Annotated in this window: 9 protein-coding genes; 4 read left to right on the top strand and 5 right to left on the bottom strand. The window is 59.4% G+C overall.

The window, feature by feature from the left end; translation table 11 throughout:
• Window positions 1-547: 547 nt before the first annotated feature.
• From DF196_RS06050 to DF196_RS06035, 4 genes are all read left to right on the top strand, one after another.
• The gene (locus DF196_RS06050) at window positions 548-2,416 is read left to right on the top strand and encodes a glycosyltransferase family 2 protein (RefSeq protein ID WP_109056981.1); all 1,869 of its coding nucleotides are present in this window, start codon (window positions 548-550) and stop codon (window positions 2,414-2,416) included.
• A gap of 24 nt (window positions 2,417-2,440) precedes the next feature.
• Window positions 2,441-3,277: an ABC transporter permease gene (locus DF196_RS06045; protein WP_170114999.1), complete on the top strand. Its 837-nt coding sequence runs from the start codon at window positions 2,441-2,443 to the stop codon at window positions 3,275-3,277.
• Complete coding sequence (locus DF196_RS06040) at window positions 3,277-4,545, top strand: ABC transporter ATP-binding protein (protein WP_109056980.1); 1,269 nt, start codon at window positions 3,277-3,279, stop codon at window positions 4,543-4,545. The genes DF196_RS06045 and DF196_RS06040 overlap by 1 nt, the downstream gene beginning before the upstream one ends.
• 77 nt (window positions 4,546-4,622) lie before the next feature.
• A complete protein-coding gene (locus tag DF196_RS06035) occupies window positions 4,623-6,167 on the top strand; it encodes a sialate O-acetylesterase (RefSeq protein ID WP_158276277.1) in 1,545 nt (514 codons plus the stop codon).
• 54 nt (window positions 6,168-6,221) lie between these two features.
• Here the strand turns inward: DF196_RS06035 and DF196_RS06030 are convergent, their stop codons facing one another.
• From DF196_RS06030 to DF196_RS06010, 5 genes are all read right to left on the bottom strand, one after another.
• Entirely contained in the window at window positions 6,222-7,946 is a 1,725-nt protein-coding gene (locus DF196_RS06030) for an S-layer homology domain-containing protein (protein WP_146194711.1), read from the bottom strand.
• A gap of 328 nt (window positions 7,947-8,274) precedes the next feature.
• Window positions 8,275-9,651: an S-layer homology domain-containing protein gene (locus DF196_RS06025; RefSeq protein WP_109056977.1), complete on the bottom strand. Its 1,377-nt coding sequence runs from the start codon at window positions 9,649-9,651 to the stop codon at window positions 8,275-8,277.
• 146 nt (window positions 9,652-9,797) lie between these two features.
• A complete protein-coding gene (locus tag DF196_RS06020; RefSeq protein ID WP_109056976.1) occupies window positions 9,798-11,957 on the bottom strand; it encodes a glycosyltransferase family protein in 2,160 nt (719 codons plus the stop codon).
• Between the two features lie 130 nt (window positions 11,958-12,087).
• A complete protein-coding gene (locus DF196_RS06015) occupies window positions 12,088-14,706 on the bottom strand; it encodes an S-layer homology domain-containing protein (RefSeq protein ID WP_109056975.1) in 2,619 nt (872 codons plus the stop codon).
• A 438-nt stretch (window positions 14,707-15,144) separates the two neighbouring features.
• Window positions 15,145-16,389, bottom strand: a complete 1,245-nt coding sequence (locus tag DF196_RS06010) for an ATP-binding protein (RefSeq protein ID WP_109056974.1) — start codon at window positions 16,387-16,389, stop codon at window positions 15,145-15,147.
• Window positions 16,390-16,589 lie beyond the last annotated feature (200 nt).

Here is a 16,589-nt window from a genome sequence, read left to right as displayed (position 1 = left end):
CGCTCCAGCCTCCGCGGACAACAAGTTCGCGGACGTCAACGAGCAGACCCCGCACTACAAGGAGATTCTGTGGGCGGCCAAGAACGGTTACATCAACGGTTACACGGCGGCTGACGGCACGGTGACCTTCGATGGCGCCGCCAACATCCAGCGTCAGGACGCCATGCTCATGCTCTGGCGTGTGGCCGGCAAGCCGGCCCCCACCGCCCAGGACACCTTTACGGATGCCTCGCTGGCTGGAACCGACTTCCAGGATGCCCTGAAGTGGGCCAAGGCCTCCAAGATCTCCACCGGCACCGACGGCGTCTTCGGCGTCGGAACCAACATCATCCGTCAGGATATGGCAGCCTTCCTCCACCGCTACGCAACGCTGAAGAAGTGAAGCCAGTCCTAACCTGATTTGTCCAATCCCCACCTGATATTCGTTCGGAATGCGAATATCAGGTGGGGATTGTCGTATTCCGAATCGTCACATGTCCAGACGCTTATCATTGTGATGGCATATACTCTCTTTATATTTCCGTACGATGCTTGAGGTATTACACACATGTCGATGTTCAAATTCGCCAACATTCTGCTGGAAACGAATCCGAGGTCTTTGAGTTATCCCTCCTTGTACTGCGTGGCCGACAGCCCTGTCGTGTATGACGAGCCGAGCGGTGAATGGCTGATGTTCAACCACGGCACCTACGATTTCAGCACCTATTTCAACGGTCTGTCCGTAGCCAAGTTGCTGAAGTTCACCACGGCCCGGCGTTTCTTCCTGCACCTCGAGCTCAAGGGCGCCGCCTGCAAGGTGTACCAGACCTTCGGCGGTTCCTTCGACGCGCACCCGCAGGTCGTTTCCGCTCCCAAGGCAGTGCTGTCCCAATCCGACGACTGGCAGACTGTGGACTTCGAGCTCGACGTGGACGACACCATGGTGCTGGTCGGCTTCAAGATTGAATCCGAAGGCCGACTGGCGATTCGCAACAGTTACTATTCGCTTGACTTGGCTCAGGAACCACGCGACATCGAACTCGTGGTGGCCACCACCACCTTCAAGAAGGAAGCGTTCATCGAGCGCAACATCGGCCTCGTACGCGACCAGATCGTCGAGTCCGGCGAGGACATCGCCTCCCACTTCCACATGTACGTGATGGACAACGGCCGCACGCTGGACGCCAAGGCCCTGTCCTCCGAGCGCATCATCGTTCGTCCGAACGACAACGTGGGCGGTGCCGGCGGCTTCACCCGCGGCATGATCGAAGCCATGGAGCAGACCCCCGAAGCCAGCCATATCCTGCTCATGGACGATGACGTGGCCGTCTCCCCCGAGAGCATCAAGCGCACCTACAACCTGCTGCGTATCCTCAAGGACGAGCATCGCGAGGCCTTCATCAGCGGCGCCATGCTCAACTACGAGATCGGCGAGGACCAGTGGGAGGATGTCGGCTACATGACTCCGCAGGGCACGTTCGCCCCGTGCAAGCCGATGCTGCGCATGACCCAGTACGCCGACCTCATCTACAACGAGGAGTTCAAGCCCAGCGGCGTGCAGCGCGAGCAGATGTACGCCGCCTGGTGGTACTGCTGCATCCCGATCTCCGCGATCAAGCGCAACGGCCTGCCCCTGCCGGTGTTCGTGCGCTGCGATGACGCCGAATACGGTATCCGCTGCCATCCGACGTTCATCACCATGAACAGCCTGTGCGTGTGGCACATGTCCTTCCACGAGCGCTACAACGCGGCCGTGGAACGCTACCAGACCACCCGCAACACCATGATCGCCCAGGCCACCACCGGCATGGCTCCCAAGTCCGACTTCCTCAAGGAGCTGCATAACAACATCCGCCTTGAGCTCAAGAAGTTCGGTTACGAAAACGCCGAGCTGTGCCTGGATGCGTTCGAGGACTTCCTCAAGGGTCCCGGCTTCATCAGCAAGCCGGTCGCAGAGGGCTGTTTCATGCAGGCCAACCGCAACAAGGAACAGCTGGTGAACTTCGACGAGCTGCAGCGTCAGGCGGATGCCGACCCCGATCTCAAAGGCTTCAACCTGCATGACATCGACCGACAGCTCATCGAGGGAGACAAGCCCCGCTCCATTACCCAGCGCCTTGAGGATTTGGCCACGGACAACGGCCAGCGATACCTCAAGAAGCCGGGTAGCGGCTATGCCGTCATCCCGCTGGTGGGTTGGGCGTACCCGGCCGGCGCCATCCATGGCAAGAAGAAGCTTGTGGTCATCGACTGGTACAACCGCAAAGGCACCATCCGCACCAAGGATGTCAAGCGTTACGCCGAAATCAAGGCACGCTATGCCAAGGATCTGCGGTACTACAAGTCCAATATCGAACGTCTTCGCAAGGAATATGCGGCGGCGCGCGCCACTCTTACATCTGTGGCGTACTGGAAGCACTACCTGAAGATGGACTGAGGCATACGGTAAGGTATTGGTCCCGTGAACAAACTCATCGAATCGATTCGTGAGCGCTATGGCTACTCGCTGGTGGTGCTTCGTGGACTGGTGAAGACCGATTTCAAGCTGCGCTATCAGGGTTCGTTCCTTGGCGTGGCCTGGTCGGTCCTGAAGCCGCTGATGCTGTTCTGCGTGATGTACGTGGTGTTCGGCAAGTTCCTGCGCATGTCCGACGGCACCCCCACCTACCCGGTGGTGCTGCTGCTCGGCATCAGCTCCTGGCAGTTCTTCCAGGAAGCCACGTCCGTGGGCCTGCGTTCAGTGGTGGACCGCGGCGATCTGCTGCGCAAGATCCACTTCCCGAATTACATCGTGGTGGTCTCCGCCACGGTCGGTTCGATGATCAGCTACGCCATCAATCTGGTGGTCGTGCTGATTTTCGCGCTGTTCGCCCGCGTGCAGTTCACTTGGCGCGTGCTGCTGGTGCCGTTGAGCATCATCCAGCTGTACGCATTGGCGCTGGGAGTCACGCTCCTGTTCGCCACCATGTACGTGTACTTCCGTGACGTGGCGCATATCTGGGACGTGCTGCAGCAGGTGCTGTTCTACGGCATGCCGATCATCTACCCACTGTCCTATGTGACGAGCCGAGGCGGCATCCTGGCCGTGCTGGCCCGGCTGGAACTCATCAACCCCATCGCCCAGGCGATTCAGGACATCCGGCACAACCTCATCGCCCCCGAAACCCAGCCGACCATCTGGAACCAGTTCGACCAGTGGTGGGTCAAGGCCATCCCGCTGCTGCTGACCGTTATCCTGCTTTGGCTCGGCGTGCACTTCTTCCGCCGCAACAGCCGTAAGTTCGCGGAGGTCATGTGATGAACACCAAAACCAACAGTTTCGATCAGGCTCCCGTGGTGCTCTCGGTGGAGCATGTCGCCAAATCCTTCAAACTGCCCACCGAACAGGCCACCGGCCTCAAGCAGGCCTTCATCAACTGGACCAAAGGCATCAAGGGATATAAGGAACAGCGCGTGCTGCGCGATATCTCCTTCGAGGTCCACCAGGGCGAGTTCTTCGGCATCGTGGGCCGTAACGGCGGTGGAAAATCCACGCTGCTGAAGCTTATCTCCGGCATCTACGTGCCGGACAAGGGCTCCATCGCCACCAACGGCAAGCTTGTGCCGTTCATCGAGCTTGGCGTGGGGTTCAACCCGGAGCTCACCGGCCGTGAGAACGTGTACCTCAACGGCGCGCTGCTGGGCTTCACCCATGAGGAAGTGGAGGCGATGTACGACGATATCGTCGCATTCGCCGAGCTTGAGGAGTTCATGGATCAGAAGCTCAAGAACTACTCCTCCGGCATGCAGGTGCGTCTGGCGTTCTCCGTGGCCATCAAGGCCCAAGGCGACATCCTGGTGCTCGACGAGGTACTGGCCGTGGGCGACGAGGCGTTCCAGCGCAAGTGCGATGCGTACTTCTCCGAAGTGCGCGAGGATCCCACCAAGACCGTGATTCTGGTGACCCATGACATGGCTGCCGTGAAGAAGTACTGCAACCGCGCCATCCTCATCCGCGACGGCGAAATCGCCGCCAGCGGCGACAGCGGCACCGTCTCCGAGCAGTACACGCTCGACAACCTGGCCCAGGAGAAGAAGGACGCCGAACGGGAACGCGAGCGTCTGGCCAAGAAGGCCGAGCAGAAGTACCCGAACGGTCTCAATGAGCGTTGTCCGATCCTCAAGACCATCGCGGTCTCCCCGCAGGTGTGCGTCTCCTCCGAGCCGTTCAAGTTCGACGTGGAGTACCAGTTCGACGAGGACACGGACTTCTATCTGGCCGTGGCCGTGCACGACATCCGCCGCGGCGGCATTCCGTACGATACGGGCTCCAAGACCTTCAAAATGACCAAGCGCGGGCATCAGGTGGCGCATTTCGAACTGCCGCTGGACCTGTTCAACAACGGCGAGTTCAGGTTGCTGACCTCCCTGCGCACACCGAATCCGAACAATGACGAAATCACCGATGCAGTGGCCGTGGCATTGGATGATAACGCTTGCGAGTTCGTAATCCGCGATCCGCGCAATACGAAGAACTACGCGTTGCTGAGCGATCGTGCCATGCAGATCACGCAGTTGAACGACTGACACGAACTGGATTCATATTCGTGCGGAATCGTCTGAAATATCTGCTACTGGGCATATGTATGCTTGCGGCGTGTGCCATGGCCGTTGTCACCATGCTGTTCTATATCCCCTGGAGCCAGTCGGATATGGTGCGGACTTCGGTTCCGCAGATTAAACCGAATAGCGACAACATCGCTGTCACCTTGCCCAACTACTACACTCCGGGCATGGTCCTGCAGCGTGGCAAACCGCTGGCAGTCAAAGGAAAGGCATCGGAACAGAGTTCGCTCACCATTGCCATCTCCGACGGCAAGCGAACTTCATCACGGACCGTACGCACTGCACGAGATGGGTCCTTCGCCGCCGAGTTGAAGGCTCTTCCGGCGCAGCTGCAACCGTATTCGCTGAAAATCTCCAGTAACGGGAGAACCATCTCCCACATAGACAAGGTATATGTGGGAGATGTGTTCCTTGCCGCTGGACAATCCAATATGGAAGCCAGCTACGACAAGTATTACCGCGATGATGCCTATGCAAAAGCCAATATGGGCTCTGCGCTCACCCGCAAGGACTTGCCTCGCACCATATCGGATACCCAGGTGCATTTCATCGTTACCGCAGCACGCACCAGCAACAGTCTCGTTGCCAATGACATGGATCTGCCGTTGCGAAACTACTCATCTTCGGGCTGGCTTTCCGCGACGGGCTCCGATTCAGAGTATCTCGGCTATTTGCCACAACTCTTTGCCGAACACTTGCGAGAGGCGTCTCCCAACGTGCCCATAGGCATCATCCAAACCGCGTGGGGCGGCACGGACATTCAGCCCCACATGCAAGACGGAGCGATTTTCGAGCACCATATCAAACCTTTGACCGGACTGCATATAGGCGGCATCCTCTGGTATCAAGGCGAAGACGACGCCCAAACGAACGACCGCGCATTGGCCTATCTTTCCCGATTCACCGCGCTCATCACTCAGTATCGTGCCGTTTTCGATGAGAAGGATCTTCCTTTCCTCTATGTGCAACTGGCTCGGAACGGTGGGGCGCCGTACACGCCAGTGGTACGGCAGGCTCAATCGGATGCGCTGATTATGGCGGAAACGACCAAGAATCTAGCCATGACGGTCTCCATCGATACGGACAAAGGCACGTCCGAGGTCATTCACCCGCTTGGGAAGGACATTCTCGCCGCGCGCATGGCCGAACAATGGCAGGCGATGCAGCAGGGAGAGGCTACACCTGAAAGCCCGATAGCAATCAAAGCTGCGGCAAAGAACGATGATAAAAGCCGAATAGTCGTGTCATTCACAGGCGATACCGGCAAAGGCCTCATCGCGATGAACCCAAACTTCAGCAAAGACGCGAACTCGGACAGTGTTGCTTCCATGACGAAGGATTCCCTGCAGGGATTCGAGGCAGCTGGTTCCGATGGTAAATTCGTCAAAGCCAAGGCGGTCATCAATCCTGATGAGCAATCCTTGACCATCAGCGCTGAGGGAATCGACGATATTCGACAGGTGCGATACCAGTGGACCGGCGTTCCCAGTGAGAAACCGTTCCTCTATAACAATCTCGGGCTTCCCGCCAGTCCCTTCACCCTGAGTGTGGAACGTCACCTACTCGGTCCGAATGACGATTAGCATCAATGTGCCCTCCGTATCACGATACGGAGGGCACATTGATCAGTGAAGCACTCAGCTCAACACATTGGTCTTCATGCGGTGCAGGAATGCGGCCATGTCCTGACGGAGCACGGTGCCGCCCACGCCGAAAGTGCCATTGCCATAGCCGGAGGCCACACCGGATTTCGACAGCCAAGCGATGTCATCGGCATGCGGGGTGTCTGCATTCACGTCAATGAAGGACCGGCCATTGCCCGAGGGGGCGGCAGCCCCCTCATAATCGGCCAGGCGCTTAAGGAATGCAGCCATATCCTGACGGAAGACCGGAACCGTACCTTGGAACGTGACGGTGCCATTAGCGGCAACATAGCCGGTGGAAATGCCCGTCTGCGCAAGCCACAGCACTTCCTTGGCGTGCGGCGATGAAGAGTTCACATCGGCAAACTTGTTCTGCGACCAGTCGGGGGTGAACTTGGGGCTGCCAGCCAAGCGGTACAGGAAGGCAGCCATATCCTGACGGTTCACCACGCCAGCCGGAGAGAACGTGCCGTCGGAATAGCCTACGGTGATACCGCTTTCCTTGAGCCACGCGATGTCGTCGACATGCGGGGTGGCCGCATTCACGTCGATGAAGCCGCCGTTGTCGCCGCTACCGTTATTGCCATTACCGTTATTGCCGTTGTCCGTGCTGGAGTCGTCCTTGTACCCATACTTCTTGGCAAGGTTCCAGATGACGGACTTGGCGGCCTCATCGGTGACGGTGATCACGCTGCCGTGGCGGTTCGGAATGGCGTTGCCGTTCTCATCCGTAGTGGTAATCGCATGCGTGTTGTTCCAGCCAGAGGTGAGGCTGGTGGACTCGATGACATGTACTCCGGCCTTGCCGTCAGCATTCTGTGGCGGGTAATCCTTAAGCTTGTCCGCGTACATGAAGTACTTGCCCTTGAACTTGGTCAGAGACGGTCCTTCATATCCGGTGATCACATCGGAGTTGACCGGGGTCCATGCCGAAGCGTCGGAGGCACGGTTCAGATCGTTGATGCTGTAGATCTGGTTGGTAATGCCGTTCCTCTTGATGCTCAGATAGTAGGTGCCGTCTTCCTTGTACAGGGAGGGGTCGAGCCAGTTCGTGCTGCTGTCCGGGAGATTAATCGGGACAAGCTCGCCATACGACACTTTGGGCTGTGCGCCCGGGTCGGACTGTTGATCGGCACCCGGCTGCAGGCCGGTGGCCTTGACGATGTATGGCTTCATTTCATCGTTTTGGGCGCTGTCATGATTCTTGGTGCCGTAGTATCCAATCGTGGTCACAATCCATGCGGTTCCGTCACCGTCGGCCATGGCGTCGGTGCCAGCAGTATTGAAGCTGTTGCGAGGCGTTCCGGCCGGAATGGCGATGTTGGTCGGGCTGCCAGAATTCGGATAGCTCCAATGAATGAGATCCTTGGAGGAGCCCAGCATCGGGGTGAAGCGGTTTCCAAGACCAGGCTGGTTCTGCACGTAGCCGGAAATCATCCAGAAGTTGCCGTTGGTGTAGAACAGGCCCGGATCATGCAACGCGTTGACATAGCTCGGAGCGCCGCTCACATGCTGGCTTTTGTTGCCGTCTGCTTGATACGCGGTGGACAGTCGCTTAAAGTCGGATCCGTTGGTGGACATATACACCGTATCGGATAGGTCGTCATCGCTGCTCCAGAATGCCGCAAGCTCCACATCGGGGTTGGCGTTCTCATCTGCGGCATTGGCTGCGGGTGCGGCCAATGCCGCCGTGCCCATCATCGCGATTGTGGCCATCATGGCGGCCAGTGCCTTAGAATGACTGAATCGTTCCATCATCCTCTAACCTTCCTGAGGCGGATGTCCGTAGACTTACTGCCTTGCTCGTAAACAACCGCCTAACAAACGGAAAAATATGTCGGAAAAGGACGGAATGGCAAGTGATGAATCATATTTGAGCATACTGTTCACCGGTAGTTCACCCTTACTCATCACCCATACGAGGCTTCTGTGGTCGGAAGGCCATGAAGAGATGAGAAACGGGCATGAAGAAGACAGACGTTTCTCCTGAACTTCATCATGCCCGTGCATCAAGTGCCGCTAGGACCGTATGCGCGGCTCGTCGTGGTTATCTGACATTCATGCGGTGCAGGAATGCGGCCATATCCTGACGCTGCACTGGTTTGCCGACACCGAACGTACCGTCGGTGTAACCTTTGGACACGCCAGCCTTCGCCAGCCACACAATATCCTCCGCATGTGCCGTTGACCCGTTCACATCGGTGAAGGCAAGGTTTGCGCCTGCATCGGATGGGCCGCCGAACTTGCCTGCGAACCGGTGCAGGAATGCGGCCATATCCTGACGCTGCACTAGCTTGCCGACACCGAAGGAGCCGTCCTCATAACCGGCGGAGATGCCGGTCGAGGCCAGCCACCAGATTTCCTTGGCGTGCGAAGTGCCATCGTTCACATCGGTGAAGCGGGCCTTGTCCTTGTCGGAGGGGTTGAAAGACGGGCTGCCGGCCAGACGATAGAGGAATGCGGCCATGTCCTGACGCTGCACCGGCTGGCCGACACCGAAAGAACCATCGTTATAACCGGTGGAGATGCCGGTCGAGGCCAGCCACGCAATATCCTCGGCGTGGGCGGTGGAATCACTGACATCAGTGAATGTGCCTTCACTGAAGCGCACGTTCCACGTGCCATTGCCGCCGGAACGGCGGTCCAAAGCTCCAGGCAGCACGGAAACTGTGATGGTCTGAGCGCTATTGGTGGAATTGCGCACCCCAAGCGTTTCCAAATCGGAACCACGCGGAATGTTGTACACAGGGTATACGCCGCCCACATTCTGCGGAGCCCCGGTCAGCGCGCAGATACGATTGTAGATGGAGTTGACAGTGCCGCCATTGCCGTTTTGAATCCAATTGACTGCGGTCTGGCCGTGGTGACTGGCATCCCAACGGAATCCGCCGGAGAATGAGTGGACCGGCGCGTCTCCGCCAACGCCGCCGTTGCTTTTGTCGTGAATAATCAGCGAATCAGCCTGATCCGCAGGAACTCCGCTCTGATGCACGGCAAGGGTGAACATGCGCCAGAGTGAGATGTCGTCATCATCGGCATTCGAAACAGTGACGGAAAGCGCCTTGCCCGGCTGCAAAGTGTACTGATAGGTCACGTAATAACGGGTGTCGGTGTTGTATGGCCCGCCGGCGTCGTCCAACGTCAGGTTGTCTGAGGTGCCATTGACAGCGGTGCGTACCGGGCGTTCCGCAATATTGGGCGTATAAATCACGTTCTGATAATCGCCTGCCGTGGCACGGTAGTAATCCACGGCGGAGGCAAGTTGCGTGTTGGCTCGGAAAGCCTCGGCGGGGTCATCCGCAACTGCCTGATTGGCGAATAACGCGCCAGATGCCAGAGCCATAGCCGCAGTCGTGGCAAACGCGAATAAGCGTTTCATCGTTGTTGACAGGGAATATGCCGATTGTGAATGCTGTGTGACCATGATGTACCTTCTTCTCTACTGGTCGTGCATGCAATTCCCATGCTAATCTTGTTCGGCTTTTCTTGCCATGGCATGGGCGACAATCTGACAAACGAGGAGCCGGCATGCCGTATTGCGGTTTTGCCGTAAACGTCGGTCAAGCGGCGTCATGAAGGTAGGGCTAAGGAGCGCAGGCGGAGCAACGTTTCGGCGCCGTGGGCGACTGAGGGACCGTAGTCGCAGACTGCAAGCCAGTACACCAGAAGAAGGGAGACGATTGCAATCAGGCCGATGGACGTCCGGGCCATGGTTCGGATGCCATTGCCGAAATGACGCACACTCTGATCCAGCAGCCCAAGTCCGATGATGGATGCGATGGCGAACAGCCAGGCCCAGTCCGTGATGTAACGTGCATTGAATCCGCCCACCACCATCACGAGTACACATAGTAGCAGGGCCCCCATGGTCGAGGCGACGATCATGGGAACGGGGGACGCGCCGCCGATTTCCTCCACGCCCAGCCGTTCGTCGTCAGGCCCGTCGGCGCGCATGCAACACCATGCCGCGGCCAGGCCTATGACCGTCAGGGGCACGAACGAGAAATAGCCGCCGGCCATGCTGTAGGCGCTGATTCTGCTTTGGTAGGCATAGTACGTCCCCGTGTCGGGGAAGATGAATGGCCAGCGCCATTTGGCGGATATCGGCCGCAAGAGGTTCTCGAATATGATCATCGGCAGCATGTCCGGGTTCCACGGATGGCTTGTCATATTCACGACCGTGATGTTGTACGCCGAACCGAAGTCAAGAGGAGAACCGAAACGGATCTGGTTCCACCAGAGTATCGGGGCTGCGGCCGTCACCGCCGGGATAATCATCGCGATCCAGTGGCGCGGCCGCGTTCTCCTTTGACGCAGGTACGGCCAGAACAGTGGCAGCGCAAGAAGCGCGCTGCAGGACAGTGTGGGGCGAGTCCCCAGCGTCATGCCCATCAGCAGAGACCCCACGGCGAGAAGCGGGGTACGCAATGCATGGTCGTTCTTGCACGCGGACAGCCAGCTCGCGAAGGCGCACACGCACAGCAGCAGACCGAGGCTGTTGGGCAACGTGTACGTGCCGGGATCGCCGATGAGCAGCGGCATGAAGGTGAACGCCGGAAATGCTAGGAAGCATGCCGCGAGCATACCGAACGAGGCATAGGACGCGTAACGTTTCAGCAGAGCGCGGACCAACCAGTATGACGCCGGAACCATGGCCAAAGAGCAGGCCAGAACCATCATCCACGTGTCCGGCACGATGCCGGTCAGCCAGTAACAGGGATACATGAACAAGGCCACGGGCAGAATCCCGAAATAACACCAGTACCTGCCGTCCCGGTATGCATAATCCACAATCACGGCCTTGTTCTCCAAGGAGTTGGCTCCCATCGCCATCCTCATCGAAGTGTCGTAGGGATACCGTATGCCGACGAGCTCTTCGGGAGGCTGCTCCTGCAACCAAGCGTGTCCGTTAAGCAGCGATTGGAACTGGTCCTGATAAATGGTCAGGACGTGCGGGCCCTGCAACTGGTCGAGCACGAGCCAGGGGCTTTGCAGCCACAGGATCGCGAGAATCGCCGCGACCTGTATGCCGGCAATACCGACGACGACTGCCCACGTAGACATCGACATGTCATCCATATGACGACGCCATATCCACGAGCCCGGCAACGCCAACGCCACGGCAAGCGCCACGACCGTTAGCACGGCCAGACGACCCATGCTGACACGGAACGGCACCCTTTCGTTGACGATGATTCGGTTGACCTGCACCACCGTTCCGGCGGGCTCTTCGATAAGCACCTTCACCCATGGCGATGAGCCAGTAAGTTCAACGCTCAATCTGGAAGTGGGAGCCGTCACTGAGGAGACCGTTGTGGACGGCAATGCCATGCCCGCGCGAAAACGCGAATCCGCCGCGATTAATCTTACGTTGACCTCGCCGACCCGGGACCCCGAGCCTCCTTGCAACAACGTCAGATTGAGCGTAAGGAAATCCACATGACTCCCACGCGTATCCAATTGCAGGTAGTTGTCCGCACCGCGAGAGACGTCGGATGCGTTTGGGGCACCGGCATGAAGGACCTCGTAACGCGCGAAGCCGGTGTCCGGCATTCTCCGCAGACCCGTGCCGGCCGTCACGGCGGGCGCGAACGGTTCGGACGCCTGCACGGACTTCCAATGAGGCATATTGAAGACAACGACCTCGCATAATAGCGCGACCACCACGGCGATGACGTAGCGGAGCCAGGCCCGGCTGTGCTTGTGCACGGCACTTGTACCGTTCGCCATGTAATAATCCCTGTCGTTCGATTCCCGTGGATGAAGAAGAATATGAAAAGAGGGCTGTCCCACCGTTAGATGGGGACGGCCCTCCATGTATCAGATCAACCTATGGCCGTTTTAGACTGGCCATCCGGTCTCACTTGGCGATGTAGCCCTTCTGCAGGGTGCGAGCCAGGAAGGCGGCCGCATCCTGACGGACCAAGGTGCTCATGCCGGCGAACTTGTTCACCGTGCCGGAGTAGCCCTTGGCGATGCCGTTCGAGGCGGCCCACAGGACAGCCTGAGAGTGGTTCGCGGAGTCGCCCGGGGTCACATCAGCGAACTTCACGTCCGCGTAGGACTCGTTGAACTTCGGCGAGCCGGCGGCGCGGTACAGGAACGCGGCGGCGTCCTGGCGGGCCAGAGTCGCGTACGGGGCGAACGTGCCATCCGGGTAGCCAGTGGTCACGCCCGTGCTCTTGGCCCAGGCGATGGCCTTGCGGAACTCCGCGTTCGGCACGGTCGTGGAGTTCACGTCCGAGAAGCCGGCGGCGGACTCGTCGGCAGCCGGGGAGCCGGCGGCGCGGTACAGCCACACGATGTAGTCCACACGGGCCAGCGGGGCGCCGTAACCGAACGTGCCGTCCGGGTAACCCTTGACCACGCCGAGGTTGGTCAGGTAGGTGATCTCAGGGCTGTGGGTGCCGTAGTCGTCGTAGTTCACATCCGGGTAGGAAGTGTTGGTCACGAGCTTGCCCGCGAACTCCTGAGCGTACTGGTCAGCCTTCTCAGCAGACAGACGGTTAGCCACGGCGTCGTACACATCCTTAATGCTGGCAGTCTTAGCAAGCTTGAGCTCGGAAATCAGCTCCTTGACGACCTTCTCACGGGTGGTCAGGAAAGACTTCCAGGAGGCCTCGTTGTAGCCAGCCGGCTGGGCGAGGACGAAGACCTGGGAGCTGGAGTTGTCCTCGGTGAAGCCGTCGGACGTCTTGACCAGGTTCTTGTAACCGGAGTGCTTGCGCAGAGTGGAGGTCTCGCTAACCTTCACGGGCTCACCGTACGGGGTGGAGAAGTCCAGCTTACCGGAGGTCTCACCGGTCGCGTAACCACGGGACAGGTAGGACAGCAGGCCGTTGACGCCGTACTTGGAGTCGGCGGTCCACTGGGCCACGTAGCGGGTGTTGTGAATCTTAGTAGTGTAGGACGGGTCGTCGAAGTTGACGGTCCAGTCCAGCGGGAGCACAGAGCCCTGGTTGGACTTCCACTCCTTGAGCGTGTAGCCGGCGCGGGTGATGGACGGCAGCTGGGAGCCGATGGTCTTGCCCTCGTAGATCTTCACGGTCTGAATCTGGGAACCGGCGTAGTTCGGATCGAGCTCAATCGTCACATACTTCGCATTCGCAGTGTAACCGGCGTAGATATCGACCACGGCCGGGCTGGACTCGGTCGTCTTCTCGGAGAAGTCGTAGGCGACGGCGTCAGCCTTCTCCCAGTCGGAACCGGGGACGTTCTCAGTGGAGATCATGGACGAGTCGAAGAACTTGTCATTGGTGCCGATGTAGCCGGCGTTCTGGACAGTCGCGTTAAGATCGTACCAACCCTTGAACGTGGCGTTGTGGCGGGTCGGCGCGTCGGGCGCGTCCTTGGCGAAAGTGTCCTTGAAGGAGCTACCGCGCTTGACGAAGTAGCTACGCGTAGGCGCAGTGGACTTGCCAGTCTCATGCAGGGCGTACTGAGTGGACTTCTCGCCGTTGAGGACCTTCAGGGTCGCGGCGTTCGAGGTGGCATCCAGGGCGGTGGTGCCGAACACGAAGTTCTCGGACTGGGAACCGGTGCCGTAGGTAACGCTCCACTTGGTGGCGAGGTTGTGGTCGGCGCCGAGGGTGACGGCCTGGAACTCATTGGAGGTCAGGGTGTCGCCGCGCTTGACGTCGAACTTCTTCTCGGAGGTCTGCACGCCATCCTTGAACAGGGCGTACGTGCCGGTATCGAAGGTGACGACTGTACCCTCTTCGGTCACCGGGGTAGCGGACTGGCCACCCTGCAGAGAAGCGATGTCAGAGCTCCAAGAACCGGTGAAGTACTGACCATCCTGAACATCCGCGGACGGGACCTGCCAAGAAGCGAGCTGATCGCCGTCCTGCAGACGCACGAACCAAGTGTTTGCCGGAGCGGATGCGGGCACGCCCTTGACGTAAACGGTCTTCGACACGACACCGGAACCACCGTCAGGACCATCAGTCGCATCAAGGTCCACAGTTCCCTGCTTGCCATAACGTACGAGACCCTTGGTGTCGAGGGTGACGGCAGCCTCGGACTCGTCGGTGTCGACTGCGTCGGTGGACCAGTGGGCGTACAGCGTGGTGCCGTCCTGCAGCGGCTCGTTCGGATCCACGGCCTGACCACCGGCGTCCGGGCTGGTGTACCAGCCGGAGAAGTAGCGGTTGGACGTGCTGTTCGCACCCCACTTGAGGTTCGCGTCAGTGCCGTACGTGCTGTACAGACCTGTAATCACACCATCGGCGTACTGATAGTCAGAGGTCTTGCTGTCCTCGACCTTCATCGTGCCGTCCGACTGCAGAGAGGCGCCGGACGAAGCAGCGGGAGTGAAAGTGAACTTACCGCCGTTAGGGTTAAGAGTGACGGTGACCCCGTCATAGCCCGGGGCCGGCGCGGCGTTGGCCGTGGAGGCGGCGACGCCCATGGTCGCGATCATCGCGACGGAGGCGAGGCCCGCGAGCGGCGCGCGCCAAACCTTAGTGTTTCCAGTCATGTTCTGGAACCTTTCTTCTAGGGACACGGGAAACGCGGAGACGACGGCATCGGCTCAAACAGTGCTATACGGTGTGAGCGTTTTGCTCAATGACTGGGAAACACTCAATGCAGGCCGGTCGGGCATAAGGCGGAAGAATCTGGATGGGTAGGAGCGAGCACAATCGGCGCGCGAGAGGTTCGATGCCGACTGGTGGCGCGGCACGAACAACCGTGAGGCCGACTTCGTCATCGGCAGCGGCGCGAGCCGCACGGCCATCGAGGCCGAGAGGGGCGCATACGCCGGCTCAACGGGCTTGACGCATTCTGCGCCCTAGGTCCCAGCTCGCATGAGACACCATTAAAGGAGTTTCTTCTCGACGACGTCCCGCTGTTCAGCTAGGCGGAACAGCATAGCCGAGTCCTCTGAGAATCCGGTTGCGTTCCGGTCCTCATGGGTTCAGGGCCTAAGCTCGCCGTCGGCGGCGAGGAATTCCATGAGGTTCACGTGCCGTATGCCGTCTCGTTGCTCGGGCAGGGGATCGAGGGTGAACAGGTAGCGCGGGTAGTTGTCGCGGATGTAGCGGAACGGCCGGTACTCGCGTTCCTCCACGGCCGGGTCCAGAACGCTCATGGACACCTGGATGTACCAGTACATGCTGTCCCTGCGGGCGATGAAATCGCATTCGAGACGCCCGATCCTGCCCACGCTGACCTGATAGCCCTTGGCCCGCAGATGCGTGTAGAGCACGTTCTCCAGGGCGGGCCCGTAGCCCAGGCGCGCGTCGGTGTTGCGCGCGGTGTAGATGCCGGTGTCCGCGAGGTAGAACTTGTCGCCGCCGCGCAGCATGCGCTTGGATTTCAGGTCGAAGCGAGGGCACCGGTACAGGATTTTCGCATCCTCCAGGAGTCTCAGGTACTTGGAGAGGGTCTCGCGTTTGATGCGCACGTGCTCGGTATGGTCCAGGTATTCGATCACGTTGGCCAGGTTCGTGGGCGCGGCGTAGTTGTTGACGAAATAGGACTGCACCCGGTCGAACAGGGCCACGTCCTTTACCTTGCGGCGGGTGCGCACGTCCTTGTCGAAGATCTGGGCGACCACGTCCCGGATGTACATGGCCCGCGCCCGCTCATCCCCGATGGACACGGCGCGAGGGAACCCGCCCTGCGTCAGATACTCGCGGAACAGCACGGGCGCGCTCTCGCCGGGCAATCCCAGGAAACGGCGCATGCCCAGCCATTCCGCGTAGGAGAGCGTGAACATCTCCACCTCCACGTACCGGCCGGTCAGTTTCGTGACCAGATCGCCCGACAGCAAATACGAGTTCGAACCCGTCAGGAAAATCGACGTGCCACCGTCCTCGCGGACCGCGTTGATCACGGGCTCGAAATCCCGCACGTTCTGCACCTCGTCCACGAACAGGTACCTCAGGCCCGCGCCGCAGCCCGCCATGGCCTCATGGATGGTCCGTTCGAGCCGGTCGGCGTCTCGTATCTTCCGGTACTCGCTGCGATCGAGGTTCAGGTACACGATGTTCGACTCCGGTACGCCACGTTCCCGCAGCTCGTCCATGACGGACAACAGCAGGCACGACTTGCCGCAACGACGGATGCCCGTGACCACCTTGATCAAGTCGTCCGCTTCATAAAACGGGCGCAACTGCGACAGGTAGTACTCGCGCCGATACGTCTTCAGACCAGCCATGACCGCCCTCATTCCATAGCAATAAAACCGCAGGTTATGGGGGTCATTCTCGCAGGAAACAATGACAATAGCCCCCACAACTGACGCCGTCCGCGAAACAGCGGCGGCCGCCCCTTCCTCGTCCCCGTGTCCCTAGAAGAAAGGTTCCAGAACATGACTGGAAACACTAAGGTTTGGCGCGCGCCGCTCGCGGGCCTCGC

This window comes from Bifidobacterium callitrichidarum (assembly GCF_003129905.1).
GTDB lineage: Bacteria > Actinomycetota > Actinomycetes > Actinomycetales > Bifidobacteriaceae > Bifidobacterium > Bifidobacterium callitrichidarum.
This window is presented reverse-complemented; position numbering and strand designations above follow the sequence as displayed.

Excerpts from the sequence above, each read along its gene's own strand:
- DF196_RS06050 (WP_109056981.1), top strand. The coding sequence starts at position 548 with ATGTCGATGTTCAAATTCGCCAACATTCTGCTGGAAACGAATCCGAGG.
- DF196_RS06040 (WP_109056980.1), top strand. The coding sequence starts at position 3,277 with ATGAACACCAAAACCAACAGTTTCGATCAGGCTCCCGTGGTGCTCTCG.
- DF196_RS06035 (WP_158276277.1), top strand. The coding sequence starts at position 4,623 with ATGGCCGTTGTCACCATGCTGTTCTATATCCCCTGGAGCCAGTCGGAT.
- DF196_RS06030 (WP_146194711.1), bottom strand. The coding sequence starts at position 7,946 with ATGATGGCCACAATCGCGATGATGGGCACGGCGGCATTGGCCGCACCC.
- DF196_RS06025 (WP_109056977.1), bottom strand. The coding sequence starts at position 9,651 with ATGGTCACACAGCATTCACAATCGGCATATTCCCTGTCAACAACGATG.
- DF196_RS06020 (WP_109056976.1), bottom strand. The coding sequence starts at position 11,957 with ATGGCGAACGGTACAAGTGCCGTGCACAAGCACAGCCGGGCCTGGCTC.
- DF196_RS06015 (WP_109056975.1), bottom strand. The coding sequence starts at position 14,706 with ATGACTGGAAACACTAAGGTTTGGCGCGCGCCGCTCGCGGGCCTCGCC.
- DF196_RS06010 (WP_109056974.1), bottom strand. The coding sequence starts at position 16,389 with ATGGCTGGTCTGAAGACGTATCGGCGCGAGTACTACCTGTCGCAGTTG.